Origin of the sequence: Pseudooceanicola aquaeponti (genome assembly GCF_050897975.1) — a bacterium.
GTDB lineage: Bacteria > Pseudomonadota > Alphaproteobacteria > Rhodobacterales > Rhodobacteraceae > Pseudooceanicola.
In genome coordinates this window covers 121,898-145,466 of sequence record NZ_JBPAXY010000004.1, presented here as the reverse complement: position 1 = coordinate 145,466, position 23,569 = coordinate 121,898, and the positions used below count along the sequence as shown (strand labels likewise).

The 23,569-nt window shown below is 68.7% G+C and carries 28 protein-coding genes and 1 pseudogene; 19 read left to right on the top strand and 10 right to left on the bottom strand.

Going from position 1 to position 23,569, the window contains the following annotated elements; genetic code table 11:
- Window positions 1-276: 276 nt before the first annotated feature.
- Window positions 277-3,732 (bottom strand): chromosome segregation SMC family protein, encoded by a 3,456-nt coding sequence (locus ACRARE_RS10485; RefSeq protein ID WP_432656382.1) that lies wholly within the window; start codon window positions 3,730-3,732, stop codon window positions 277-279.
- 306 nt (window positions 3,733-4,038) lie between these two features.
- On the opposite strand from ACRARE_RS10485, the gene ACRARE_RS10480 reads away from it, so the two are divergent.
- Genes ACRARE_RS10480 through ACRARE_RS10470 form a run of 3 tightly spaced genes read left to right on the top strand, consistent with a single transcriptional unit; the run spans window position 4,039 to window position 5,251 of the window.
- Window positions 4,039-4,278, top strand: coding sequence for a hypothetical protein (locus ACRARE_RS10480; RefSeq protein ID WP_432656381.1), 240 nt, complete (start codon window positions 4,039-4,041; stop codon window positions 4,276-4,278).
- A 21-nt stretch (window positions 4,279-4,299) separates the two neighbouring features.
- The gene (locus ACRARE_RS10475) at window positions 4,300-4,770 is read left to right on the top strand and encodes a GNAT family N-acetyltransferase (RefSeq protein WP_432656380.1); all 471 of its coding nucleotides are present in this window, start codon (window positions 4,300-4,302) and stop codon (window positions 4,768-4,770) included.
- A 4-nt stretch (window positions 4,771-4,774) separates the two neighbouring features.
- On the top strand, window positions 4,775-5,251 hold the full coding sequence (locus ACRARE_RS10470) for a GNAT family N-acetyltransferase (protein ID WP_432656379.1): 477 nt from the start codon (window positions 4,775-4,777) through the stop codon (window positions 5,249-5,251).
- Here the strand turns inward: ACRARE_RS10470 and ACRARE_RS10465 are convergent.
- The gene (locus ACRARE_RS10465) at window positions 5,248-5,670 is read right to left on the bottom strand and encodes a hypothetical protein (RefSeq protein ID WP_432656378.1); all 423 of its coding nucleotides are present in this window, start codon (window positions 5,668-5,670) and stop codon (window positions 5,248-5,250) included. The two genes, ACRARE_RS10470 and ACRARE_RS10465, sit on opposite strands and share 4 nt — an antisense overlap.
- 152 nt (window positions 5,671-5,822) lie before the next feature.
- On the opposite strand from ACRARE_RS10465, the gene ACRARE_RS10460 reads away from it, so the two are divergent.
- Window positions 5,823-6,593 (top strand): FadR/GntR family transcriptional regulator, encoded by a 771-nt coding sequence (locus ACRARE_RS10460; protein ID WP_432656377.1) that lies wholly within the window; start codon window positions 5,823-5,825, stop codon window positions 6,591-6,593.
- A gap of 123 nt (window positions 6,594-6,716) precedes the next feature.
- Here the strand turns inward: ACRARE_RS10460 and ACRARE_RS10455 are convergent, their stop codons facing one another.
- The 5 genes from ACRARE_RS10455 to ACRARE_RS10435 form a co-directional block, all read right to left on the bottom strand.
- Complete coding sequence (locus ACRARE_RS10455) at window positions 6,717-7,277, bottom strand: F0F1 ATP synthase subunit B (protein WP_432656376.1); 561 nt, start codon at window positions 7,275-7,277, stop codon at window positions 6,717-6,719.
- 5 nt (window positions 7,278-7,282) lie between these two features.
- Window positions 7,283-7,825 (bottom strand): F0F1 ATP synthase subunit B', encoded by a 543-nt coding sequence (locus tag ACRARE_RS10450; protein ID WP_432656375.1) that lies wholly within the window; start codon window positions 7,823-7,825, stop codon window positions 7,283-7,285.
- A 93-nt stretch (window positions 7,826-7,918) separates the two neighbouring features.
- The gene (locus ACRARE_RS10445; RefSeq protein WP_010142019.1) at window positions 7,919-8,155 is read right to left on the bottom strand and encodes a F0F1 ATP synthase subunit C; all 237 of its coding nucleotides are present in this window, start codon (window positions 8,153-8,155) and stop codon (window positions 7,919-7,921) included.
- 76 nt (window positions 8,156-8,231) lie between these two features.
- Complete coding sequence (locus ACRARE_RS10440) at window positions 8,232-8,996, bottom strand: F0F1 ATP synthase subunit A (RefSeq protein WP_432656374.1); 765 nt, start codon at window positions 8,994-8,996, stop codon at window positions 8,232-8,234.
- A gap of 1 nt (window position 8,997) precedes the next feature.
- Entirely contained in the window at window positions 8,998-9,327 is a 330-nt protein-coding gene (locus tag ACRARE_RS10435) for an AtpZ/AtpI family protein (RefSeq protein ID WP_432656373.1), read from the bottom strand.
- 316 nt (window positions 9,328-9,643) lie between these two features.
- On the opposite strand from ACRARE_RS10435, the gene ACRARE_RS10430 reads away from it, so the two are divergent.
- Window positions 9,644-10,006, top strand: coding sequence for an ArsR/SmtB family transcription factor (locus ACRARE_RS10430; RefSeq protein WP_432656372.1), 363 nt, complete (start codon window positions 9,644-9,646; stop codon window positions 10,004-10,006).
- Here ACRARE_RS10430 and ACRARE_RS10425 read toward each other — a convergent pair.
- Window positions 10,003-10,977 (bottom strand): DMT family transporter, encoded by a 975-nt coding sequence (locus tag ACRARE_RS10425; RefSeq protein WP_432656371.1) that lies wholly within the window; start codon window positions 10,975-10,977, stop codon window positions 10,003-10,005. The genes ACRARE_RS10430 and ACRARE_RS10425 overlap by 4 nt on opposite strands.
- The gene (locus ACRARE_RS10420; RefSeq protein WP_432656370.1) at window positions 10,974-11,861 is read right to left on the bottom strand and encodes a LysR family transcriptional regulator; all 888 of its coding nucleotides are present in this window, start codon (window positions 11,859-11,861) and stop codon (window positions 10,974-10,976) included. The genes ACRARE_RS10425 and ACRARE_RS10420 overlap by 4 nt, the downstream gene beginning before the upstream one ends.
- A gap of 212 nt (window positions 11,862-12,073) precedes the next feature.
- Here ACRARE_RS10420 and ACRARE_RS10415 point away from each other — a divergent pair, with 212 nt between their 5' ends.
- The 13 genes and pseudogenes from ACRARE_RS10415 (at window position 12,074) to ACRARE_RS10355 (ending at window position 20,545) form a co-directional block, all read left to right on the top strand.
- Window positions 12,074-12,247 (top strand): hypothetical protein, encoded by a 174-nt coding sequence (locus ACRARE_RS10415; RefSeq protein WP_432656369.1) that lies wholly within the window; start codon window positions 12,074-12,076, stop codon window positions 12,245-12,247.
- Between the two features lie 369 nt (window positions 12,248-12,616).
- On the top strand, window positions 12,617-14,146 hold the full coding sequence (gene ffh / locus ACRARE_RS10410; protein WP_432656368.1) for a signal recognition particle protein: 1,530 nt from the start codon (window positions 12,617-12,619) through the stop codon (window positions 14,144-14,146).
- A 1-nt stretch (window position 14,147) separates the two neighbouring features.
- Window positions 14,148-14,345, top strand: coding sequence for a hypothetical protein (locus ACRARE_RS10405; protein WP_432656367.1), 198 nt, complete (start codon window positions 14,148-14,150; stop codon window positions 14,343-14,345).
- Entirely contained in the window at window positions 14,342-14,896 is a 555-nt protein-coding gene (locus tag ACRARE_RS10400; protein ID WP_432656366.1) for a GNAT family N-acetyltransferase, read from the top strand. The genes ACRARE_RS10405 and ACRARE_RS10400 overlap by 4 nt, the downstream gene beginning before the upstream one ends.
- Before the next feature lies 1 nt (window position 14,897).
- Window positions 14,898-15,449, top strand: a complete 552-nt coding sequence (locus ACRARE_RS10395; protein WP_432656365.1) for a GNAT family N-acetyltransferase — start codon at window positions 14,898-14,900, stop codon at window positions 15,447-15,449.
- On the top strand, window positions 15,446-16,000 hold the full coding sequence (locus ACRARE_RS10390; RefSeq protein ID WP_432656364.1) for a GNAT family N-acetyltransferase: 555 nt from the start codon (window positions 15,446-15,448) through the stop codon (window positions 15,998-16,000). The genes ACRARE_RS10395 and ACRARE_RS10390 overlap by 4 nt, the downstream gene beginning before the upstream one ends.
- A complete protein-coding gene (locus ACRARE_RS10385) occupies window positions 15,997-16,599 on the top strand; it encodes a GNAT family N-acetyltransferase (RefSeq protein WP_432656363.1) in 603 nt (200 codons plus the stop codon). The genes ACRARE_RS10390 and ACRARE_RS10385 overlap by 4 nt, the downstream gene beginning before the upstream one ends.
- The gene (locus tag ACRARE_RS10380; protein ID WP_432656362.1) at window positions 16,592-16,891 is read left to right on the top strand and encodes a chorismate mutase; all 300 of its coding nucleotides are present in this window, start codon (window positions 16,592-16,594) and stop codon (window positions 16,889-16,891) included. Before ACRARE_RS10385 ends, ACRARE_RS10380 begins: the two co-directional genes overlap by 8 nt.
- 146 nt (window positions 16,892-17,037) lie before the next feature.
- The gene (gene rpsP / locus ACRARE_RS10375; protein ID WP_432656361.1) at window positions 17,038-17,415 is read left to right on the top strand and encodes a 30S ribosomal protein S16; all 378 of its coding nucleotides are present in this window, start codon (window positions 17,038-17,040) and stop codon (window positions 17,413-17,415) included.
- A gap of 267 nt (window positions 17,416-17,682) precedes the next feature.
- Window positions 17,683-17,814, top strand: a complete 132-nt coding sequence (locus tag ACRARE_RS10370) for a hypothetical protein (RefSeq protein WP_432656360.1) — start codon at window positions 17,683-17,685, stop codon at window positions 17,812-17,814.
- A 66-nt stretch (window positions 17,815-17,880) separates the two neighbouring features.
- Window positions 17,881-18,408: a ribosome maturation factor RimM gene (gene rimM / locus ACRARE_RS10365; protein WP_432656359.1), complete on the top strand. Its 528-nt coding sequence runs from the start codon at window positions 17,881-17,883 to the stop codon at window positions 18,406-18,408.
- Between the two features lie 144 nt (window positions 18,409-18,552).
- Window positions 18,553-19,320: pseudogene (gene trmD, locus ACRARE_RS10360) on the top strand (tRNA (guanosine(37)-N1)-methyltransferase TrmD); the annotation flags it as partial.
- Window positions 19,321-19,609: 289 nt separating this feature from the next.
- Complete coding sequence (locus tag ACRARE_RS10355; protein ID WP_432656358.1) at window positions 19,610-20,545, top strand: 2-hydroxyacid dehydrogenase; 936 nt, start codon at window positions 19,610-19,612, stop codon at window positions 20,543-20,545.
- Window positions 20,546-20,994: 449 nt separating this feature from the next.
- Here ACRARE_RS10355 and proS read toward each other — a convergent pair whose 3' ends face one another.
- Window positions 20,995-22,332, bottom strand: coding sequence for a proline--tRNA ligase (gene proS / locus ACRARE_RS10350; RefSeq protein ID WP_432656357.1), 1,338 nt, complete (start codon window positions 22,330-22,332; stop codon window positions 20,995-20,997).
- A 136-nt stretch (window positions 22,333-22,468) separates the two neighbouring features.
- Here proS and ACRARE_RS10345 point away from each other — a divergent pair, with 136 nt between their 5' ends.
- Window positions 22,469-23,569 (top strand): AI-2E family transporter, encoded by a 1,101-nt coding sequence (locus tag ACRARE_RS10345; protein ID WP_432656768.1) that lies wholly within the window; start codon window positions 22,469-22,471, stop codon window positions 23,567-23,569.

The following is a 23,569-nucleotide window of genomic DNA, read 5'->3' as shown; positions in this document are numbered from 1 at the left end:
TGGCGGGGAAAAAGGGGGCGCTGCCCCCCTTGAGCCTTCGGCTCAATTCCCCCCGGGATATTTTGGGCAATGAGAAACACAAGGGGGCGGAGCACAGCAAAGCCCAGGCGGCGCCCCGGCTGGAACGTCCGCCAACGAAAGCTCCGCGCCCGGTTGGCCTACGTTGCAGCCGGGGGGCGGTCGGGGCTTTCAGGTGCCCCCCTTGCTTTTCTCATTGCCAGAAATATCCCCGCCGGAGGCATCGCCCGGCACGGGCGATACATCTTCGCCACGGACTCAGGCGACCAGCTGTTCGGCCTTCTTCAGGTCGACCGAGACCAGCTGGCTGACCCCCTGCTCCTGCATCGTCACCCCGAACAGGCGATCCATGCGCGCCATGGTCACCGCGTGGTGCGTGATGATCAGGAAGCGGGTCTCGGTGCGGCGGCACATCTCGTCCAGCAGATCGCAGAAGCGGGTGACGTTGGCATCGTCCAGCGGCGCGTCGACCTCGTCCAGCACGCAGATCGGCGCCGGATTGGCGATGAAGACGGCGAAGATCAGCGCCATGGCGGTCAGGGTCTGTTCGCCCCCTGACAGAAGCGACAGGGTCGACAGCTTCTTGCCCGGCGGCTGGCACATAATCTCCAGCCCCGCATCCAGCGGGTCGTCGCTTTCCACCAGCACCAGGTTGGCCTCGCCGCCGTTGAAGAGGTGCCGGAACAGGTTGGAGAAGTTGGCGTTGACCTGCTCGAAGGCGGTCAGCAGCCGTTCGCGGCCCTCGCGGTTCAGCCCGGCGATGCCGTTCCGGAGCTGGCGGATCGCCTCTTCGAGGTCGGCCTTCTCGCTGACCAGGGTGTCATGTTCGCCGCGCACCTCGGCGGCGTCTTCCTCGGCGCGCAGGTTCACCGCGCCCAGGGCGTCGCGCTGGCGCTTCAGACGGTTCACGTCGGCCTCGACCCGGTCGGCGGGGGGCATGTCCTCGACCGCCATGTCCAGGCTTTCCAGCAGCTGTTTCGGCGTCATCTCCATCGCCTCGGCGATGCGTTCGGCGGCCTGGGTCACCGCCTGGGCGGCGCTTTCGGCGTGACCTTCGGCGCGGGCGCGGGCCTCGCGGGCCTCCGAGGCGGTGCGCTCGGCGTCGCGCTCGCCCGCCACGGCCTCGCGCAGGGCGCTTTCGGCCTCGGCCAGAGCGTCGGCAGCGGTGGCGCGGCGGGCCTCGGCCTCGTCGATCGCCTCGGTCAGCTCTTCGCGCTGCGCCTCCAGCTCTTCCGGCTCGGCGCGGGCCTCTTCCAGCTGCTCTTCCGCCTCGGCGCGGCGCTCGTCCAGTTCGGCGATGCGGCGGTCGGCGCTTTCCAGGCGGTGGCGCCAGCCCGAGACCTCTTTCTGCACCTCCTGGCGGCGCTTGGTGCGGGCATCGCCCTCGCGGCGGATCTCGTCATGGGCGGCGCGGCGCGACATCATCGCCATGCGCGCGGCCTCGACCGCCATGCGGATCTGTTCGATCCCGGCGCGGGCCTCGTCGAGGTCTTCCAGACCGGCCACCGCCGCCTCGGCCTCTTTGACCTGGGCGCGGGCCGAGAGGGCCTCTTCCTCGTGGCGGGTGACGGCCATGCGCAGGTTCTCTACCCGGCTGGCGGCCAGGCTGCGGTCGCTTTCGGCGCGCGACAGGGCGCGGCTGGCCTCGGCCAGCTGGCGGTCGGCCTCGGCCCGGGCCTGGCGCGCGGCCTTGTCGGCGGCGGTCAGCTGCGACAGGCGCTCGGCCAGGTCGCCATGGGCCTCGCGCGCGGCCTCGGCGCGTTCCTCGGCACAGGCCAGGTCGCCGCGCAGCTCTTCCAGGCGGTTCATCTGTTCCAGGCGCAGGGCGGCGGCCGAGGGGGCATCCTCGGCGCCCGCCCGGTAGCCGTCCCAGCGCCACAGGTCGCCCTCGGGGCTGACCAGGCGCTGGCCGGGTTTCAACTGCACCTGAAGGGCGGCGCCCTGCCCCGCCTCGACCACGCCGATCTGTGCCATGCGCCGGTCCAGCACGCCGGGCATCCGCACATGGGCGGCCAGGGGCGCGGCGCCCGCAGGCAGGGCCTGGGGCGCGTCGTAGCCGGGCAGTTCGACCCAGCCCGAAAGCTCGCCCGCACCGACCACGGGGGCGCGCAGATCATCGGCCAGGGCGGCGCCCAGGGCCTTCTCGAAGCCGGGATCGACGCGCAGGGCATCCAGCAGCTGCTTGCCCTCGCCCGCATCCCGCTCGACCAGCCGCGCCAGGGCACCGACCTCGGCCTGCAGGGCCTTGGCCTCGCCCTCGGCCGAGGACAGCGCGGCGCGGGCATCGGATTCGTCCGACTGCGCCTCGGCCCGGGCGGCCTCGGCCTCGGCCAGGGTTTCCTCGGCGGTCTCGACCTGGGCGCGGGCCATTTCCTCGTGCTCTTCGGCGGCCTCGAAGGCCTCTTCGGCGGCCTGGGTCTTGCCGCGCGCCTCGGCCACGGCCTCGCGGGCGCGGGCGGCCTCGCCCTCGCTGCGCTCGGCACCCTTGCGGCTGTCGGCCAGAAGGCGCTGCGCCGACTGGTGCCGCGCGGCCAGGCGGGCCACGTCCTCGGTCAGGGTCGACAGATCGGCCTCGCGGTCCGACAGCACGCTGGCGGCCTCGGTGGCCAGTTCGGCGGCCTCGGCCAGACGCTCTTCGTGGCCATCATGGGCGCGGGCGATCTCGCGCGCCTCCCAGTCCAGCCGTTCGATGGTCTCGCCCGCATCCTTGTTCAGCCCGGCCTCGCGCTCGCGGTCGCGCGACAGCTGTTCGATCCGGCTTTGCAGGGTCAGGATCGCCTGCATGGCGCGTTCCTTCTCGGCGCCCAGGCTGTCGCGCTGCACGCTAAGCCGTTGCAGCACCGCCGCCGCAATCGCCTCTTCCTCGCGCTTGGGCGGCAGGGCGTCTTCCAGCGCCTGGCGCGCCGCCGCCAGCTCGCGCGCCACCCGTTCCGCCTGGGAGGCGCCGGTGGAACGCTCGCGCAGCTCGGCCAGCGCCGTGTTGCGGGCCTCTTCGGCCTCGCGCCAGCGCCGGTAGAGCAGCATCCCCTCGGCCTGGCGCAGCTCGGCCCCGATGGCGCGATAACGCGCCGCCTGCCGAGCCTGCCGTTCCAGCGAGGCCAGTTGCCCGGCCAGCTGTTCGACCACGTCATCGACCCGGGTCAGGTTCTGCTCGGCGCCCTTCAGCTTCAACTCGGCCTCGTGCCGCCGCTGATAGAGGCCCGAGATCCCCGCCGCCTCTTCCAGGATCCGCCGCCGCGCCTTGGGCTTGGCGTTGATCAGTTCAGAGATCTGGCCCTGCCGGACCAGCGCGGGGCTATGCGCGCCGGTCGAGGCATCGGCGAACAGCATCTGCACGTCGCGGGCCCGCACGTCCTTGGCGTTGGCCTTGTAGGCGCTGCCCACGTCGCGGGTGATGCGGCGGATAATCTCGATCTGGTCCTCATCGTTGAACCCCGCGGGCGCCAGCCGGTCGGAGTTGTCGATATGCAGGCTGACCTCGGCGAAGTTGCGCGCCGGTCGGGTGGCGGCCCCGGCGAAGATCACATCCTCCATGCCGCCGCCGCGCATGGCGGTCGGACGGTTCTCGCCCATGACCCATCGCAGCGCCTCCAGCAGGTTCGACTTGCCGCAGCCATTGGGCCCCACGACCCCGGTCAGGCCCTGATGAATGATCAGGTCCGTCGGGTCGACGAAGCTTTTGAAGCCGGTCAGTCTGAGCCTGGAGAAATGCAATGCGCGCGCCTGTTCCTGGGTCCTGGTTACGTGCCGTTCCGCCGGGCGGGGCCGCCCCTGGGCCTGGCCCCGGGGTGATTCCGCCCTGAACAGGAATGGTGCGAAGGCAGGCAGGGTGAGTCAACGCCCCGCCCGCAGCATCTGGGAGGGGATCGGCGGTTTTCCACAAGATATTGCGGATCCAAGCGGCAAACTGGCCCGGCAGGGCGCACGACGGCGCCGCCGGGGCGCCCGGGGCGCGCGCCATGGCTTGACCCCGGCCCCGGTGCCGCCAGTATGGGTGCGCCCAGTGTCACCGGAGGTTCCATGCGCCGCGCCCTTTTCATGCTTGTCTTCGGCCTGGTCCTGGGCACCGGCTTTGGCTACCTGCTGGGCACCAGCCTGGGGCCGAAACCCACCCCCTACAGCCCGGATGAGATCGTGACCCTGCGCAGCTTCCGCGAGCAGATCCTGGGCGACGGCCCGGTGCCCCAGCCCGATACGACGCGCCCCGAGACGACACAGCCCGGCTCCGCGCCTGCCCCGGTGACCCCCGACAGCGACTGACATCAAAGAACGACTGATCCCATGACCGACCTGACCCTCTCTCTCGCTTCGCCGCTCGACCCCGAGGCCTCGGCCCTGCTGGACGCTTCGCAGGCGCTGATGCGGCAGCTTTACAAGCCTGAAGAAAACAACTTCCTCAGCCATGAGGCGCTGTGCGCCCCCTCGGTCCGCTTCTTCGTGGCCCGCAGCGGCGAAGAGACCCTGGGCTGCGGCGCCTTGCAGATCAAGGAGGGCTACGGCGAGGTCAAAAGCTTTTTCGTGACCGAGGCGGCGCGGGGGCGGGGCGTGGGCACGGCGCTGCTGCGGCAGATCGAGGAGACGGCCCGCGCCGAGGGGCTGACCGCGCTGAAGCTGGAGACCGGCGACGCCCTGGCCGCCGCCTGCCGCCTCTATGAGGCCAACGGCTTTGCCCGCTGCGGGGTCTTTGGCGACTATGACGACAATGGCGTCTCGGTCTTCATGTCCAAGACCCTGGCCCCGGCGCCGGTCTGAGACGATGTGCCCGCTGCGCCTGGACCCACGCGATGACATGGGGCCTGTCCTGGCCCTGCTGCGCGCCAGTTTCGCCTATATGGAAGGGCGGATCGACCCGCCCTCGTCGCTGACCCGCATGGGCCCCGAGGCGCTGGCCGCCGAGGCCGGGCGGGCCGAGCTGTGGATCCTGCCGCCCCCTGCCGCGCCCCTGGCCTGCGTCCTGCTGACGCCGAAGGCCGATCACCTGTACCTGGGCAAACTGGCGGTGACACCCACACAGCGCGACGCCGGGCTGGCGCGGCAGATGATCGGGCTGGCCGAGGCGCGGGCCCAGGCCCTGGGCTTGGGCGAGATCCGGCTGGAAGCCCGGGTCGAGCTGACCCAGAACCACGCAACCTTTGCCCGCCTGGGGTTTACGGAGATCGGGCAGAGCGCCCATCCGGGCTTTGACCGGCCGACCAGCCTGACCTTTGCCCGCCCCGTCCCGCCGCGCGGCTAGATCCGGGTGCAATCCAGCACCAGCGCCAATTCCTGGCCGCCCATCTGGCGCCAGCGGTGGAGGATCTCGCAGTCTTCGGGGGGCAGCTTGCGGCGGTCCTCCTCGGCCCCTGTCGGCGCCTCCTCGGAACAGGAAAGCAGACCGAGGATCATCGAGGCATCGCCGCGAATCTCGGTCACCCGGCAGCCCGTGGCCCGGGTCATCGCCAGCGCGGCGCGGCGCCCCACGGGGCCCAGCCGGGGGGCGTAGCGCGGGTTGACGCGCACCGCCTCGGCCAGGCGGCCGCGCTGGCGCACCACGAAACGGTCCGACCCGATGGTGACCCCGACCGCCGGGCTGTGGCGGAAATAGGGGTCGGGCATCGCGCAGCCGCCAAGCGGCAGGGCCAGACAGGCCAGAAGGATCAGGGCAGACTGCATGGCCCAGACTGGCGCGGGATTGGTTAACGCAGGTTTAAGACCCGCCCGGGCGCCAGCCCGGCCCCGCGCGCAAGGCTTGCCCCCCGCCCGCCCACAAGGCTTGCGCCTTGCGGGTGGCGGTCATATTTTCTGACCAATCCAGCGGAGGCCCCATGCCCTTTCAGCCGATCCCCCCCGAGAAACGCGCCGATGCGGTGACCCGCCAGATCGAGCTGCTGATCCTGCGCGGCATCCTGCGCCCCGGCGAACGCCTGCCGGCCGAGCGCGAACTGGCGGAACGGATGCAGGTCTCGCGCCCATCCCTGCGCGAGGCCCTGGCCGATCTGCAAACGCGCGGCTTGCTGGAGGCGCGGGCCGGATCCGGTGTCTATGTGGCCGATGTGCTGGGCGCAGCCTTCTCGCCCGCCCTGGTGGCGCTGTTCCAACGCCATGGCGAGGCGGTGCTGGATTACATCTCGTTCCGCCGCGACCTGGAGGGGCAGGCCGCCGAACGCGCCGCCCGCGCCGGTCTGCCCGCCGAACTGGCCCTGGTCGAGACCACATTCGCCAAGATGGAGGCGGCCCATGGCAAGGTCGATGCGGCGGAAGAGGCGCGGCTGGACGCAGCCTTTCACATGGCGATCCTGGAGGCCTCGCATAACATCGTGCTGCTGCACATGATGCGCTCGATGCTGGATCTGCTGCGCTCGGGCGTGTTCTACAACCGCGACATCATGTTCAACGGCTCGGCCACCGCCGAGCGGCTGCTGGACCAGCACCGGGCGATCAACGAGGCGATCCAGGCGCGCGATCCGGCGGCGGCCCGGGCCGCGGTCGAGGCGCATCTGGATTACGTCCGCGCCGCCTATCAGGCGCATCTGGACGCGGCGCGGCGGGCCGAGATCGCACAGATGCGGCTGGACCGGGAAACGGCGCGGGGCTGAGCGGACGCCCCCGGAGTATCTCTGGCAGTCAGAGCAGAGCAGGGCGGTTCCACGGGCCCTGGGCAAAGCAAAACCCCCCGCGCGGGGCCGGGGGTTTCGAAGACTGTCAGCGAAGCGGGCGGCTCAGTTGAGGCGACCCTTGGCCTCTTCGATGGCGCGGTCGGTCAGCTCGGCGGCCTTGGCGTCGGTCATCTGCTTGGCGATGACCTGGCGGGCGGCGGCGACGGCAGCGGTGACGGCGGCATCGCGCACATCCTTCACGGCCGAGGCCTCGGCCGAGGCGATCTGCTCTTCGGCGGCGGCCAGACGGCGCGCGATCGAAGCCTTCAGATCCACCTTCGCCTGTTCGGCGGCAGCGGCGGCTTCGGCCTTGGCGCCTTCGACGATGCGATCCGCCTGAGCCTGAACTTCCTTCTGCTTGCGCTCGTAGGAGGCCAGCAGGGCCTGGGCGTCTTCACGCAGGGCCTTGGCTTCGTCCAGCTCGGACTTGATGCCTTCGGCGCGCTTGTCCAGCAGGCCACCGATCAGGCCGGGGACCTTGAAGTAGACCAGCACCGCGATGAACACGATGAAGGCGATCAGCACGATGAAGTTCGTGTTGCCGAGCGAGAAGAACGGGCCGGTGGCCGCGAAGGCCGGGGTGGCGGCCAGGCTCAGAGCAACGGGAAGGGCGAGTTTCTTCATCGGGCTCATCCTTTCAGACGCTCGGAGACGGCGCCCGCGATCTCGTCGTCCTTGGGCGCGAAGCCCAGGGCGGCGACCAGCTCGGCGGCGGTATCCTTAGCGACGGTTTCCGCGGCCTGCTTGGCACCGGCGCGGATCTCGTCAATGGCCTTGGCGCTTTCGGCGGCCTTGGCGGCGATCTCTTCATCGGCCTTGGCGGTGGCGGCCTTCAGCTCTTCGTTGATCTCGGCCTTGGTGGCCTCGACGATACGAGAGGCTTCGGCGCGGGCATCGGCGAGGGCCTTGTCATAGGCGGCTTCCGCGGCCTCGGCCTTCTGCTTCAGCTCTTCCGCTGCGGCGATGTCATTGGCGATCGTTCCCGCCCGGTCCGCCAGCACGGCACCGACGCGCGGCAGCGCGATCTTGGACAGGATCAGGTAGATCACGACGAGCGTGACGATCAGCCAGAAAATCTGGTTGCCCCAGGTCGAAAAGTCGAGCTGCGGCATACCTGCGGATTCCGCTGCGTGGGCAGCGCCTTCCACGGCTTCGTGCGTTTCGGTCGCCATCTCTGCGAACTCCCGGGAACTGGATCTGTAGTCAAGTTACCACGGGTGAGCCCAAAGGGGCCCACCCGCGCGTAAGGATCTGTTCCGGCAGTCTTAGACGGCGAACATCAGCAGCAGAGCGACGAGGAACGAGAAGATCCCCAGGGCTTCTGCGAAGGCCATGCCGATGAACAGCGTGGCGGTCTGCGAGGCAGCGGCGGAGGGGTTGCGGAGCGCGCCCGACAGGAAGTTACCTGCCACGTTGCCCACACCCATGGCTGCGCCGCCCATGCCGATGGCGGTCAGACCAACACCGATGTACTTGCCCAGTTCTGCGATATCGCCTTCCATCTCGTTTTCTCCTTACGTTGGAATTGGCTTGGATAGGATCGCGGGGAGGCGTCGCCGCCCGACCCCGCGGATGTTCTTAGTGAGCCGGATGCAGCGCGTCCTTCAGGTACACGCAGGTCAGGATCGTGAAGACATAGGCCTGAATGAAGGCCACCAGCACTTCGAGGCCGTACATGCCGACGATCGCGATGATCGACACCGGCGAGACCGCCGCGATGGCTGCGAAGCCGGCGAAGACCTTGATCACCGCGTGGCCTGCCATGACGTTACCGGCAAGACGGATCGAGTGGCTGACGGGGCGCACGAAGTAGGAAATCACCTCGATCACGGCCAGGACGGGACGCAGCGGACCGGGGGCCGAGCTGACCCAGAACAGGCCGAGGAAGTGGGTGCCGTGCAGCACGAAGCCCAGGATGGTCACGCCCAGGAAGACCGCCAGCGCCAGCACCACGGTGACCGCGAAATGCGAGGTCGTGGTGAAGGACATCGGGATCAGGCCCAGCACGTTGGCAAAGACGATGAACATGAAAATGGTGAAGATGTAGGGGAAGAAGCGCACCGCGTCCTTGCCGCTGACGTCCTCGACCATCTTGTAGACGAAGCCGTAGGCCATTTCCGCCATCGACTGGCCGCGCGACGGGATGCGCTTGGCCCCCGAGGTGCCCAGCACCATCAGCGCCAGAACGGCCAGGATGGTCAGGCCCATCCACAGGGTCACGTTGGTGATCGTGTACCAATGCACCTCGGTGCCGCCGAACAGCGGCTTCACGATGAACTGGTCCATCGGGTGGAAGACCAGGCTGGAACCTTCCTCTGCACCGTGCGCTGCTTCAGTCGCCATCTTATCCCTCGTCATCGTCACCGGCGGTTTGGCCGGTCGGTTTGTCCTGTAGCTCCTGAGCGGAGCGGAGCATGGTCTTCACTCCGGCGATGAAGCCGAGAAGGGTGAAGGTGATCATCAGCACGGGCGCGATGCCCAGAAGCCAGTCGAGGCCGTAGCCGATGCCGAAGCCAAGCAAGAGCCCGGCCACGAGTTCCGTCACCATCCTCCAGCCCACCTGGGCCGCGGAGTAATGATCCTGTCCATACGAGGTCTCTGTCTTGCCGCCCTTGGCTGCCGCGATCCGGGCTTCGAGATCCGAAAGGCGCTTCCGGTGGTCCGGGTCGGTCATGGCAGAGGGAACCCCGCGTTGGTTGACGGTTTGCTAAGCGGCGGCGGGGCCTGAGTCAACGGCTTGTGATCGCGGCGCGGCGCCGGGTGCAAGCCGTTGATTTTGAGTATTTTTGGCCCGGTGAATGCAGGAGGATTCAAGGAAATGTCCGGCCGAGCGCCCGAAATGGGGCCGAAAGGGCATTCTCAACCGGGCGGTTGAACATGGATTTCGGGCGTTTTCCGGGGATTTCGGGGCGCGGCGCGGACCCCGAACGCTTAACTGCGCGGTTGAGCTTTGGCGTTGACCGGGGCCCGGGCGCGGCGTAGGCCAAGCCATGGCCGCCTCGCTCGACACCATCTTTGCCGCGCTTTCGGATCCGACCCGTCGGGCGATCCTGTCCATGCTGCTGGAAGACGACATGGCGGTCACCGATGTGGCCGAGCCCTTCGAGATGTCGCTGGCGGCGGTGTCGAAGCATCTGGGGATCCTGGCCAATGCCGGGCTGATCACCCAGGAAAAGCGCGGCCGGGTGAAATGGTGCAAGCTGGAGCCTGACGCCCTGCGCGCCGCCAGCATCTGGATGCAGGGGTTCGGCCAGTTCGAGGCGATCAACCTGGATGCCTTCGAACGCTTCCTGGAGACCGAGCTGGCGCCCCCCGAGGCGGGACCGGCAGGGACCGAAGAGGGCGCGGCCTAGTCCTTCAGCAGGATCAGCAGCGCCACCACGGTCAGCCCGACGCCCCCGAAGAGCATCAGCGGCGGCAGGCCCCGGCCCAGCATCACTTCCCACGCGATCACCCAGCTGGGGGTCAGATAGGTATAGGCCATGACCTTGGCCGCGGGCAGGCGCAGCGAGGCGAATTGCAGCAGCACCCCGGTGACCGCCGAGGCGAAGACGCCGACATATAGCAGCGTGACCCAGACGATCGGCGGCAGCGACAGCCAGTCGGTGGCCAGGATCGAGGGGAAGGCCCAAAGGCACATAAGCCCCGCCCCCGCCAAAAGCGTCCCGAAGGTAAAGGCCACCGCCGGTTCGCCCCGGTTCAGCCGCGCCACCAGCGGCGTGTAAAGCCCATGGGCCACGCAGCCCAGAAAGTAGATCTGCTCGCCCCGGCCCAGGTGGAAGCCCAGCAGGGCGCCGGGATCGCCGCGAAAGATCACCCAGACCGCTCCCAGGGCGCCGATGCCGAGCGCCAGGGCCAGCCGCGCGGTCATCCGCTGGCGCAGCAGCATCCAGCCGAAGCCCGCCGAGAGCAGCGGCACCAGGGTAAAGACCGCCGAGGTCGCCACCGGTTCGGCGGTCTTCAGCCCCTCGAACATCAGGGCGAAATAGGCGCCGAAGAGCGCGCCCAGCAGAAGATAGCGCCAGGGGGCGCGGAACTGCGCCCGGTGCAGGCCCGGCCCGGCCAGGGCGACACCGCCCACCACCGCTGCCGCCAGCACCAGCCGCAACGCGGTCAGCGCCGCGGGATCCACATGGGGCGCGGCCAGACCGCCCAGGGGGAAGCTGCCCGCGACGATGGCCGAGAAGGCCAGCATCGCCAGATGCCCCTTGCGCCGCTCGCCCGGCGACCCGCGCAGGTCGGCGCGCGCCGCCGGGCGCCCCGTGCTTGCTGGACCGGCGCCCGGACCGGCGCCGCGCGCGGCGCCCAGCTCGGCCTGGGTCATTCGACCTCGTCCCGCAGGTGCTCGGTATGATCCTTGAGGTATTTCAGGAAGGCCTGCACCTTGGTGGTGCGGTGCAGGTCCATGTGGGTGACCAGCCACAACCGGCTTTCCCATTCCTCCAGCGGCGGGTGCACCTCGACCAGATCGCCGCCCTCGCTGCTTTCATAGGTGCCCAGAAAGCCCATCCCGACCCCCGACAGCACCGCCTGGCGCACCGCGCGGGTGTCGCCCGAGCGGAAGACCACCTGGTGCGAGGGGATGGTTTCGCGCATCCATTGCGCGAAGGGCGCCCGGCTGGCCTGATCGTCCAGGCCGACGAAGCGGTGCCCGGCCATGCGGTTGGGAATATCGGGCATCCCGTGACGCTCGATATAGTCGCGGCTGCCGTAGATCGCCGATTTCAGCGTCAGGAAGGGCTGCACCACGTTGTCGGGCTGCTGCGGCGGGCTGCCGGCGCGGATCGCCACATGGGCCTCGCCGTATTCCAGCCGGAAAAGGCGCATCGAGGTCAGGTAGCGCAGCTGCACATCGGGGTATTCCGCCTGGAAGCCCGCCAGGATCGGCACCAGCAGCTGGCTGAGCCCGCCGATGGTGGTCACCACCAACTCGCCCGACACCTCGTTGCCGCGCCCCTTGATCCGGGCCGACAGCTGGCTGAACTGGTCATCGGTGGCCTGGGCCACGCGCAGCAGGTCCTGCCCGGCCTCGGTCGCCGTGTAGCCCCGGGTGTGGCGCTGGAACAGCTTCACCCCCAGGCGTTTCTCCAGCGCGTCGATATGGCGGATCACCGTGGCATGGTGCACCCCCAGAACCTCGGCCGCGCCGGACACGGTGCCCAGGCGCGCGACCTGATAGGCGGTGCGGATCTCGTCCCAATTGTCCATTCTGCCACTCCGGAAGTCATGTGCGCACAAAAACTGCGCCGCCAGTCAGAGCCGGTTCCGTGCGGAAATGCAATGACAAATCGACGGGACCCGAGACCACCCCGCCCGCAGGCCAATTTGACCTGACGCAAGGTTACAGGCTGCAATCGTGCTATAATAGCGATCTTCCCCGTCCAGGGCCCTCCTGCACGGGCGTAAGGGAGGAATGTATCATGTTTGCCTTTTACCCGGCTTTCACCCCCGCTCAGGCCGCCGCCTACAGCTGGATGGCGGGTGTCACCTTCTGGATGACCGCGATGGAAATGAACGCGGCGCTGCTGAAGGGGATGCACGCATCCGACATGGCCAAGCCCGGTCAGCACCCCTATCACAGCACGCCGGTCTGATCCCGGCGCGGCCCGGATCCCGCCCCGGTCTTGACCCCGGGGCGGTGCCTGGGACAGCCCCGACCAGCCCCCACCGGGCGGCCCCGCTGCCCGGTGGCGAAACCCCTTGTGCCACAGGGCCCGCCTGCCCCGCCGCTGTTGACTCTGCCCCCCCTGCGGCGTAAACGGCGCGACAACATCCCGGAGTCTAAGTTGATTCCGGTCCCATCGCCTTATGCGGGGATCGCCACCAGTCAGCGCGTTGCGCCCACTGGTGCACTTGGCCTTTGCGCCGCATCCCGCCGCCCTTTCGGGCCATGAGGTTGAGCCGTTCACCGCCCCCACCCATCTGGGGGGTAACCTAGTCAGAGGCCGCAGGAGGGCCGGGGCATGTTTGAAAATCTATCCGAACGCCTCTCTGGCGTCTTTGACCGCCTGACCAAGGCCGGTGCGCTCTCCGAAGACGATGTGAAGACCGCCCTGCGCGAGGTCCGCGTCGCCCTGCTTGAGGCCGACGTCTCGCTGCCGGTGGCGCGCAACTTCATCAAGGCGGTCGAGAAGAAGGCCACCGGCGCCGCGGTCACCAAGTCGGTGACCCCCGGCCAGCAGGTGGTGAAGATCGTCCATGACGAGCTGATCGCCGTGCTGGCGGGCGAGGAAGGCGAGCCCGGCAAGCTGAAGATCGACAACCCGCCCGCGCCCATCCTGATGGTCGGCCTTCAGGGCGGCGGCAAGACCACCACCACCGCCAAGCTGGCCAAGCGCCTGAAGGAACGCGAGGGCAAGAAGGTCCTGATGGCCTCGCTCGACGTGAACCGTCCGGCGGCCATGGAACAGCTGGCCATCCTCGGCACCCAGATCGGCATCGACACCCTGCCCATCGTCAAGGGCGAGGACCCGGTGGCCATTGCCAAACGCGCCAAGACCCAGGCGGGCCTGGGTGGCTATGACGTCTACATGCTGGACACCGCCGGCCGCCTTTCCATCGACGAAGAGCTGATGGCCCAGGTCGAGGCGGTGCGCGATGTCGCCAACCCGCGCGAGACCCTGCTGGTGGTCGATGGCCTGACCGGCCAGGACGCCGTGCACACGGCCGAGAACTTCGACGAACGTATCGGCATCTCGGGCGTGGTCCTGACCCGGATGGACGGCGACGGGCGCGGCGGCGCGGCCCTGTCGATGCGCGCCATCACCGGCAAGCCGATCAAGTTCGTCGGCCTGGGCGAGAAGATGGAGGCCCTGGAAACCTTCGAGCCGGACCGCATCGCGGGCCGCATCCTCGGCATGGGCGATATCGTCGCCCTGGTCGAGAAGGCGCAGGAAGTGCTGGAGGCCGAACAGGCCGAACGCATGATGAAGCGCTTCACCAAGGGTCAGTTCAACATGAACGACCTGAAGATGCAGCTTGAGCAGATGATGAAGATGGGCGGCATGGACGGGATCATGGGGATGATGCCGGGCATGGGCAAGATGGCCAAGCAGGCCCAGGCCGCGGGCATGGACGACAAGGTTCTGACCCGCCAGATCGCCCTGATCAACTCGATGACCAAGAAGGAACGCGCCAACCCTGCCCTGCTGCAAGCCAGCCGCAAGAAGCGGATCGCCGCCGGGGCCGGCCTTGAGGTGTCCGATCTGAACAAGCTTCTGAAGATGCATCGCCAGATGGCCGATGTGATGAAGAAGATGGGCAAGATGGGCAAGGGTGGCATGATGAAACAGGCCATGAAGCAGATGATGGGCAAGGGCGGCGGCCTGCCCGAGGGGATGGACCCCTCGCAGATGGACCCCAAGCAGCTGGAAGAAGCCGCAAAGGCCATGGGCGGCAAGGGCGGCCTTGGCGGTCTGGGCGGCCTCGGCGGTCTCGGTGGCATGGGCGGCGGTCTGCCCGGCGGCCTGTCGGGCTTCGGCAAGAAGAAGTGAGATGAGCGGCGCGCTCCTCATATCCAGCGACATCTTCGCGTCGCTTTTCGTCGCCCCGCACCGGGCGGCGCGGCAGGCGCGTCTGCGTCCCGCCAGCCATGACCCGCGCGCCACCGCCACCTGTCGCCACCCGCGCCTCGACGCGACCCCGGAGGCGGCACAGCGTCCCGACCGGCCCGCGCAGGAGGACGCCGCATGATCGCCGTCGCCCCTGCCCGCTGGCCCGAGCTGCAAACCGAGCGTCTGCGCCTGGTCTGCCCCGCTGCCCCCGATTTCGACGCCACCGCCGCCTATCTGATGCCCGGCGCCCGCCGCTTCGTCGATCAGCATCCCGACGAAGAGGCCGCCTGGTGGTCGATCGCCACGATCATTGGCCACTGGCACCTGCGCGGCTACGGCCATTTCGCCGTGATCGACCGCGAGACCGGCCTGGACGTCGGCCTGGTCGGCCCCTGGTATCCGCGCGGCTGGCCGGAACCGGAACTGTCCTGGCAGCTGCTGGATGGGGCCGAGGGCAAGGGCTATGCCACCGAGGCTGCCCGCGCCGTGCTGCACTGGCTGTTCCAGGACAAGGGCTGGGCCTCCTGCATCTCGCTGGTCGACCCGGAAAACGACCGCTCGGTCGCCATGGTCGAACGGCTGGGCGCCCGCGCCGAGGGCATGTTCCACCACCGCATGGCGGGCGACATGCGCATCTGGCGCCACCTGCCGCGCACCGCCGCCGGGCGCAAACTGATGGAGCGGATCTGACATGACCACCGACCTGGCCCCGATCCCCACCCTGCACACCCCGCGCCTGACCCTGCGCGCCCCCGGGCCGCAGGATGCCGAGGCGCTGATCGCCTTCTACGCCACCGAGCGCGCACGCTTTGTCGGCGGGCCGAAGGATCGTGCCCAGGCCTGGCGCCAGCTGGGCACCGAGATCGGCCATTGGGTGCTGCGCGGCTATGGCCGCTGGATGCTGGACGTGACCGCAACCGGCGAAACCGTCGGCATGGTCGGCCTGTGGAACCCCGAAGGCTGGCCCGAGCCGGAAATCGGATGGGACCTGTTCGAGGGCCACGAGGGCCGCGGCTATGCCACCGAGGCCGCCGAGGCCGCCCGCGCCTATGCCTATGACGTGCTGGGCTGGTCCACCGCCATCTCGCTGGTGGATCCCGAAAACCACGGCTCGGCCGCCGTCGCGCGCCGCCTGGGCGCCGCGCCCGACGGCACCTTTGTCATGCACGACCACGAGGTGGTGATCTATCGCCACCCCGGCCCCGATGCCCTGGCCGAAGGCGGCGCGGAGGCCTACGCATGACCGCCCTTGCCACCTGCGCCACCCAACTGCCGATCCCCGTGATCGAGACCGAGCGGCTGATCCTGCGCGGCCCCGCGCCGCAGGATTTCGACGCCATCGAGAGCTTCCTGGCCGATGCCGAGCGTTCGCAGTATATCGGCGGGCCGGTGACCGACCGCGACCAGGTCTGGCGCGGCTTCCTGTCGGTGATCGGCCATTGGATGTGGCGCGGCTACGGCATGTGGACGGTGGCCGAGAAGTCCAGCGGCGCGACCGTGGGCCGCGTCGGCATTATCAATCATCTGCAATGGGACGAGCCGGAAATCGGCTGGCATGTCTTCGACGGCTTCGAGGGCAAGGGCTATGCCCATGAGGCGGCCCTGGCCGCCCGCCAATATGCCGCCGATCACTTCGGCCTGGACGCGGTGATCTCTTACATCGACCCGGCCAATACCCGCTCGCGCGCCCTGGCCGAACGGATGGGCGCCAGGGTCGAGCGCGAACGCACCGAGTTCTACGGCACCACGGTGCTGGTCTACCGCCACCCCGCCGTGGCGAAGGGGGGCGCATGACCTTCCAGATCCCCGTCATCGAGACCGAACGGCTGATCCTGCGCGGCCCCGAGCCGCAGGATTACCCCGATTTCAAGGCCACCTTCAGCTCCTACCGCTCGCGCTTCATGGGCGGGCCGCTGAACGCCTACGAAACCTGGATGCTTTACGCCGCCGAGATCGGCCACTGGCAGATCCGCGGCTATGGCATGTGGATGATCCACGACCGCGCCACCGATACGCCCCTGGGCATGGCGGGCGGCTGGAAACCCGCCACCTGGCCCGAGGCCGAGCTGGCCTGGATCATCTGGCCCGAAACCGCCGGCCGGGGCTATGCGCTGGAGGCGACCCATGCGGCCCGGCGCTATTTCTACGACCAGCTGGGCTGGGAAGGCGCGGTGTCCTACGTGGACCCCAAGAACCTGGCCTCGATCCGCCTGTGCGAACGCCTGGGCGCCAAGCGCGACACCCAGGCGGCCACGGTGGACGGCAACGAACATTGCTACCGCCATCCCTCTCCGGCGGCGCTGCGCAACAGCCAGATCGCCGACGGGATAGAGCTGGAGATCCGCTCTTACATGGACCCCTTGTTCAAACCGAAAGGATACGCCCTTGACTGATGATGTCGTCGCCCGCGCCGCCGAGGTGCTGAAGGGCCACCGGGCCTCGATCGACCGTCTGGACGCGATCCTGGTCTACACCCTGGGCGAGCGGTTCAAGCACACCCAGGCCGTGGGGAAACTGAAGGCCGAACACGACCTTCCCCCCTCGGACCCCAATCGCGAGGCGACGCAGATCGCGCGCCTCGAAGAGCTCGCGACCGAAGCGGATCTTGATCCCGAGTTCGCGAAGAAATTCCTGAATTTCATCATTCAGGAGGTGATCCGGCATCACCGGCAGCACCAGGGCTGAACAGCCCACCCGGAACGGCAGGATGAAATCCCGCCCACCCGGAAAGACCCGGACGGCGCCCCGCCGTCCCCCCGAGCCCGGCGGCCCTGCCGCCCAACCCCATCCGGCGCATCCGCGCCGACCTGCCATTCGAAGGAGAAAACCCAATGGCCATGAAAATCCGTCTCGCCCGTGGTGGTTCGAAAAAGCGCCCCTTCTACCGCGTTGTCGCCGCTGATTCGCGTATGCCCCGCGACGGCCGCTTCATCGAGAAGCTGGGCACCTACAACCCGCTGCTGCCGAAAGACAGCGAAGAGCGCATCAAGCTGGACATGGACCGCATCCAGTACTGGCTGAGCCAGGGTGCCCAGCCCACCGACCGCGTGTCGCGCTTCCTGGAAGCCGCCGGCGTTCTGGAGAAGAAAGAGCGTGCCAACCTGAAGAAGGGCACCCCGGGCAAGGCTGCTCAGGAACGCGCCGAAGCCAAGGCCGCCAAGGCCGCCGAAGCGGCCGAAGCCGCCTCGGAAGAGGCAGCCGCGGAGTAATTCGCGCCTCTATGCCCCGCGCCGCATCCGGCGCGGGGTCCCCTCGGGGCCCTGCCCCGCCGCGCGCCAGGACAGCAAACGCCCCGGCCCGCCCCCTTTTCCGCCGATCAGAACCGCAGCCCCCGGGCCCGCCAGCGGCGGACCCCCGCCGGTGCGCGGCCCTTGCCCCCGTCTTTCCGACATCGCCATTTTTCCGACGCGTTTTGGCCCTAGCAGAGCATCAAGGGGACCGCCCATGGCCCGCCCACCCCTGATCCGGGACCTCGAATGCTCTTTCGTCTCTTCCGCCTGCCGATCCTGCTCGGCCTCGCCTTCCTCGCGGGGATCGTCTACGAACGCGACCGTGTGGCGCAGGCCTGCACGGCAAATGCGGCTCTTCTCGCCGAGAGCCACTGCTAGTATCCTGCGCGTCCCGCCCCTGCCTGCCCGCCTGCCGGGCCGGACTTTCGCCAAGGTGACCTGCGCATGACCGACACGACCCGCGACACCCCTTCCGATCTGATCTGCCTCGGCGCCATTGCCGGCGCCTATGGCGTGCGCGGCGAGCTGCGGCTGAAAAGCTTCTGCGCCGAGCCCGAGGCGATCGCCGACTACAGCCCACTGACCTCGGAGGATGGCGCGCAAAGCTATTCCATCAGCCTGACGCGGCCGATCAAGAACGGTTTTGCCGCGCGGCTGGCCGGGGTCGAGACCAAGGAAGAGGCCGACGCCCTGAAGGGGCTGCGCCTTTATGCCCCGCGCGACCGCCTGCCCGCCCTGCCCGACGACGAATTCTATCACGCCGACCTGATCGGCCTGACCGTGGTCGACACCGGCGGCACCGAGCTGGGCAAGGTGCGCGCGGTGATGGACCATGGCGCGGGCGACCTGCTGGAGATCGCGGCCCCGGGCCAATCCACCACCGTCCTGCTGCCCTTCACCCGCGAAGCGGTGCCGACCGTCGATCTGGAGGCAGGCCGCATCGTGGCCGATCCCCCCGAGGGGCTTTTCTGACCCCTGCGGTGTACCTCGGACCGCCGTCGCGCCGTGAGTATTTTTAGCCGTCGAATGGGAAGAGCGCGGCGCGCGGGCGGCCCCGGCGCGCTTGATCCCCGGGCCTGCGGCGCCTAGAGACGGTCGGACCTAGAGAGAGAGCCGATGACCCTCAAATCCCATGGCCGCAAGAGCATCAGCGCCACCCTGAAACCGCGCAGCCTGATGGACGAGCCGGAAACCCTGGCCGGTGTCTGGACCGCCCAGGTGATTACCCTGCTGCCCCAGGCCTTTCCGGGCCTTCTGGGCGAAAGCCTGACCGGCAAGGCCTTGAAGGACGGGCTGTGGCAGCTGAACACGGTCAACCTGCGCGAACACGGTCTGGGCAAGCATCGCAACGTCGATGACACGCCTGCGGGCGGCGGCGCGGGCATGGTGCTGCGCGCCGATGTGATGGAGGCCGCGATTGCCGAGGCGCGGGGCCGGGCGCGGGGGGCGCATCCGCTGGTCTACCTCTCGCCGCGCGGGCGCCGCTTCGACCAGCAGATGGCCCGCGACTGGGCGCGCGGCGACGGGGTGACCCTGATCTGCGGCCGGTTCGAGGGGCTGGACGAGCGGGTGATCGAGCATTTCGGCATCCAGGAGGTCAGCTTGGGCGATTTCGTCATGACCGGGGGCGAGCCTGCCGCCCAGGCCATGCTGGACGCCACCGTGCGCCTGCTGCCCGGGGTGCTGGGCAATGCCGCCTCGACCGAGGAAGAAAGCTTTTCCGAAGGCCTGCTGGAGCATCCGCAATATACCCGCCCGCCGGAATGGCAGGGCCGCGCCATCCCCGAGGTGGTGATGTCGGGCAACCACGGGGCGATTGCCAAGTGGCGGCGCGAGATGTCCGAGGCGATCACCCGCGCCCGCCGCCCCGACCTCTGGGCCGCCGCGCGCGAGCCGCTGCTGGACGATGCGGTGCGCGCCGTGCAGGACGCCGACAGCCTGGCGGCCTTCCTTGAGGCCGAGGCGCCCGCCCTGGCGGATCTGGCCGAGACGCTGCGGGCGCCGCGCGAAGAGGCCCCCCTGCCCGCCAACCCCTACCGCGCCCTGGCGCAGCTGATCCGCCAGCGGCAGGGCTGAGCCCGCTTCGGTCCCTGCGGTCCCTCTTCGGGGGCGCGGGCCGTTTGGCAGCGGCAGCGCGCCCTGCTAGCTTTGGCGCGACACCGAAAGGAAGCCCATGATCAACGTCCTCTTCGCCGCCACCGAACAACGCTGGACGGAATACCGCGCGCCGCTGACCGAGGCCTTCGCCGCCCGCGATCTGGCGGTGGACCTGCGCACCGATTTCCCGCCCGAGGCGGTCGATTACATCGTCTATGCGCCCAATTCGCCGGTGCAGGATTTCACCCCCTACACCCGCTGCAAGGCGGTTCTGAACCTCTGGGCCGGGGTCGAAGCCATCGTCGGCAACCAGACCCTGACCCGGCCTCTGTGCCGCATGGTGGATCACGGGCTGACCCGGGGCATGGTGGAATGGGTGACGGGCCATGCGCTGCGCCATCACCTGCATATCGACCATTTCCTGGCCCATCAGGACGGCGACTGGGACGCGGCCAAGCTGGTCCCGCCGCTGGCCGAGGAACGCCCCGTCACCGTGCTGGGGCTGGGCGAGCTGGGCGCCGCCTGCGCCCAGGCGCTGGCCCAGCTGGGCTTTCCGGTCACCGGCTGGTCGCGCAGCCCGAAGGACATCGAGGGGCTGACCTGCCTGTCGGGCCCCGAGGGGCTGGCCCAGGCGCTGTCCACGGCGCAGATCCTGGTGCTACTGCTGCCGCTGACCGCCGAAACGACCGATCTCATGGATGCCACCCGCCTGGCCCAGCTGCCCCGGGGCGCGGTGATCCTGAACCCCGGACGCGGGCCGCTGATCGTCGACGAGGCCCTGCTGGCCGCGCTGGACGCAGGCCACCTGCGCCATGCCACGCTGGATGTCTTCCGCACCGAACCTCTGCCCGCCGCGCATCCCTTCTGGGCCCATCCGCAGGTCACGGTCTGCCCGCATATCGCTTCGGAAACCCGCCCCCTGACCGCCTCTCGCATCATCGCCGAGAACGTGGCGCGCGGCGAGACCGGCGCGCCCTTCCTCTTCTTGGTGGACCGCAGCCAGGGGTACTGAGCTCGGGCCGTCGGGACGGGAGCGGGGGCTCTGCCCCCCTTGAGCCTTCGGCTCAATTCCCCCCGGGATATTTCTGGCCAACAAATAGAGAGGGGTGGGGCGCAGCGAAGCCTTTAGGGCACCCCGGCTGGAAAGTCCGCCAACGGGCGCGCCCTCCCGGCGCCGCGCCTGTTGATCTACGTCGCGGCCGAGGGACGGTTGCCCCTTGCGTTTCTCATTGCCAAAAATATCCCCGCCGGAGGCATCGGCCCGGCACGGGCCGATCAGGGCTGGGCGCGGCGCTTAGGGCGCCTTGCGGGCGCGCGGGGCTGCGGGAAACGGGCCGATCTGCCGCTATCGGCCCGCCCACCAAAGAGAAAGGGCGGCGCCAGCCCGGCACCGCCCCTGTTCCATTCGATGGCCCCAAATACTCCCGCCGGAGGCATCCCCGGCCGCAGATTTCGGACCCATCAGAGGTTGGCGTAGATCCCTGCGACCTTCTCGATGGCCGCCTCGGGGGCCAGCTCTTCGCTCTCGCCCGTCCGGCGGCAGGTCAGCTCGACCACGCCGTTCTTCAGGCCGCGCGGGCCGACGGTGATCCGCCAGGGCAGGCCGATCAGGTCCATGGTGGCGAACTTGCCGCCCGCGCGCTCGTCGCGGTCGTCGTAGAGCGGCTCCAGCCCCTTGGCCTCGAAGGCCTTGTAGATCGCCTCGCAGGCCGCATCCGCCTCGGCGTCGCCGGTCTTCAGGTTGACGATGCCCACATGGAAGGGGGTCACGCCCTCGGGCCAGATGATGCCCTTGTCGTCGTGGTTGGCCTCGATGATGGCCCCGATCAGACGCGAGACGCCGATACCGTGGCTGCCCATGTGGACCTCGACCGGCTTGCCGTCCGGCCCCTGCACCGTGGCGCCCATGGCCTCGGAATACTTGGTGCCAAAATAGAAGATCTGGCCAACCTCGATGCCGCGCGCGGTGCGGCGGCGCTCTTCGGGGACCTCGGCGAAGACCGCCTCGTCGTGGGTCTCATCGGTGCGGGCATAGCGCGAGGTGAACTCTTCCAGCACCGCCTCGCATTCTGCCACATCGTCATAGTCGATCTGGCGGTCGCCGAAGGTCAGATCGGTGATCTCGCTGTCATAGAAGACTTCCGATTCGCCGGTTTCGGCCAGCACCAGGAACTCGTGCGTGTAATCACCGCCGATCGGCCCGCCGTCGGCGCGCATCGGGATGGCTTGCAGGCCCATGCGTTCGTAGGTGCGCAGATAGCTGACCAGGTGGCGGTTGTAGGCGTGCAGCGCGTCTTCCTTGGTCAGGTCGAAGTTGTAGCCGTCCTTCATGAAGAACTCGCGGCCCCGCATCACGCCGAAGCGCGGGCGCACCTCGTCGCGGAACTTCCACTGGATGTGGTAGAGGGTCAGCGGCAGATCCTTGTAGGACTTCACGTAGCTGCGGAAGATGTCGGTGATCATCTCCTCGTTGGTCGGACCGTAAAGCATGTCGCGGTCATGCCGATCGCGGATGCGCAGCATCTCGGGGCCGTAGGCGTCATAGCGCCCCGATTCCTTCCACAGTTCCGCCGATTGCAGCGTCGGCATCAGCATCGGGATATGGCCCGCGCGCTGCTGCTCTTCGTGGACGATGTTTTCCAGCTTGCGCAGCACCTTGAAGCCCATGGGCAGCCAGGAATAGATGCCGGCGCTGGCCTGCTTGATCATGCCGGCCCGCAGCATCAGGCGGTGGCTGGCGATCTGCGCCTCGGCGGGCGTCTCTTTCAAGACGGGCAGGAAATAGCGGGACAGACGCATTTTGGCCTCTTTGGTTGGGTCGCGCCATGGTGTATTGAATGCCGCCCGCCCGGGCAATGCCCTATCCCGCCGATCAGCGCTTGAAAAATGCCCCCCACAGGGCGAGATATGGGCGTGACCCAGCCGGAGAATGACCTTGGCCCTGCCCGTGCGCAAACAGATGAAGTACTGGGGCGTCGCCGCGGCGGTGTTCCTGCTGGCCCTGTGGTGGCTGGGGGATGTGATCATGCCCTTCCTGCTGGGCATGGCGATTGCCTATTTCCTGGATCCCGTGGCCGACCGGCTGGAAAGCTGGGGCGCCTCGCGCGCGGCGGCTACCGCGATCATCACCCTGGGCGCGCTGCTGATCTTCATCCTGGGCGCGCTGCTGGTGCTGCCGATGGCGATCAACCAGGCGCTGGACCTGTTCGACACGGCGCCGAAGCTGTTCCAGAACCTTCAGGCCTTCCTGACCGAACGCTTCCCCGACCTGACCGAAGAGGGCTCGGTGCTGCGCCAGTCGCTGTCGGCCGTGGGCGAGACGATCCAGTCGAAGGGCGGCGAGCTGCTGAACACCGCGCTCAGCTCGGTGGGTTCGCTGATCTCGATCGTGACGCTTTTCGTGATCGTGCCGGTGGTGGCCTTCTACCTGCTTTACGACTGGGACAACATGGTGGCCGAGGTCGACAGCCTGCTGCCCCGCGACCATGCGCCCACGATCCGCGCCCTGGCCCGTGACATCGACCGCTCGATGGCCGGGTTCATTCGTGGCATGGGCTCGGTCTGCCTGATCCTGGGCACCTATTACGCCGGGGCGCTGATGCTGGCGGGGCTGAATTTCGGCCTGGTGATCGGCGCCGTGGCGGGGATCCTGACCTTCATCCCCTACGTGGGCGCGCTGACCGGCGGCGTGCTGGCCATCGGGCTGGCGCTGTTCCAGTTCTGGGGCGACTGGCTGTCCATCGGGCTGGTCACCGGCATCTTCGTGCTGGGCCAGGTGATCGAGGGCAATGTGCTGACCCCGAAACTGGTCGGCTCTTCGGTCGGGCTGCACCCGGTCTGGCTGATCTTCGCCCTGTCGGTCTTCGGCTCCCTGTTCGGCTTCGTCGGGATGCTGGCCGCCGTGCCCCTGGCCGCCGCCATCGGCGTGATCGCCCGCTTCATCGTCGGCCAGTACCGGCAGAGCAAGCTGTATCGCGGGGTCAGCGACGACCCCTGGGACAGCGACACCGCCGCCGCGGACGACCAGCAGGGCTAA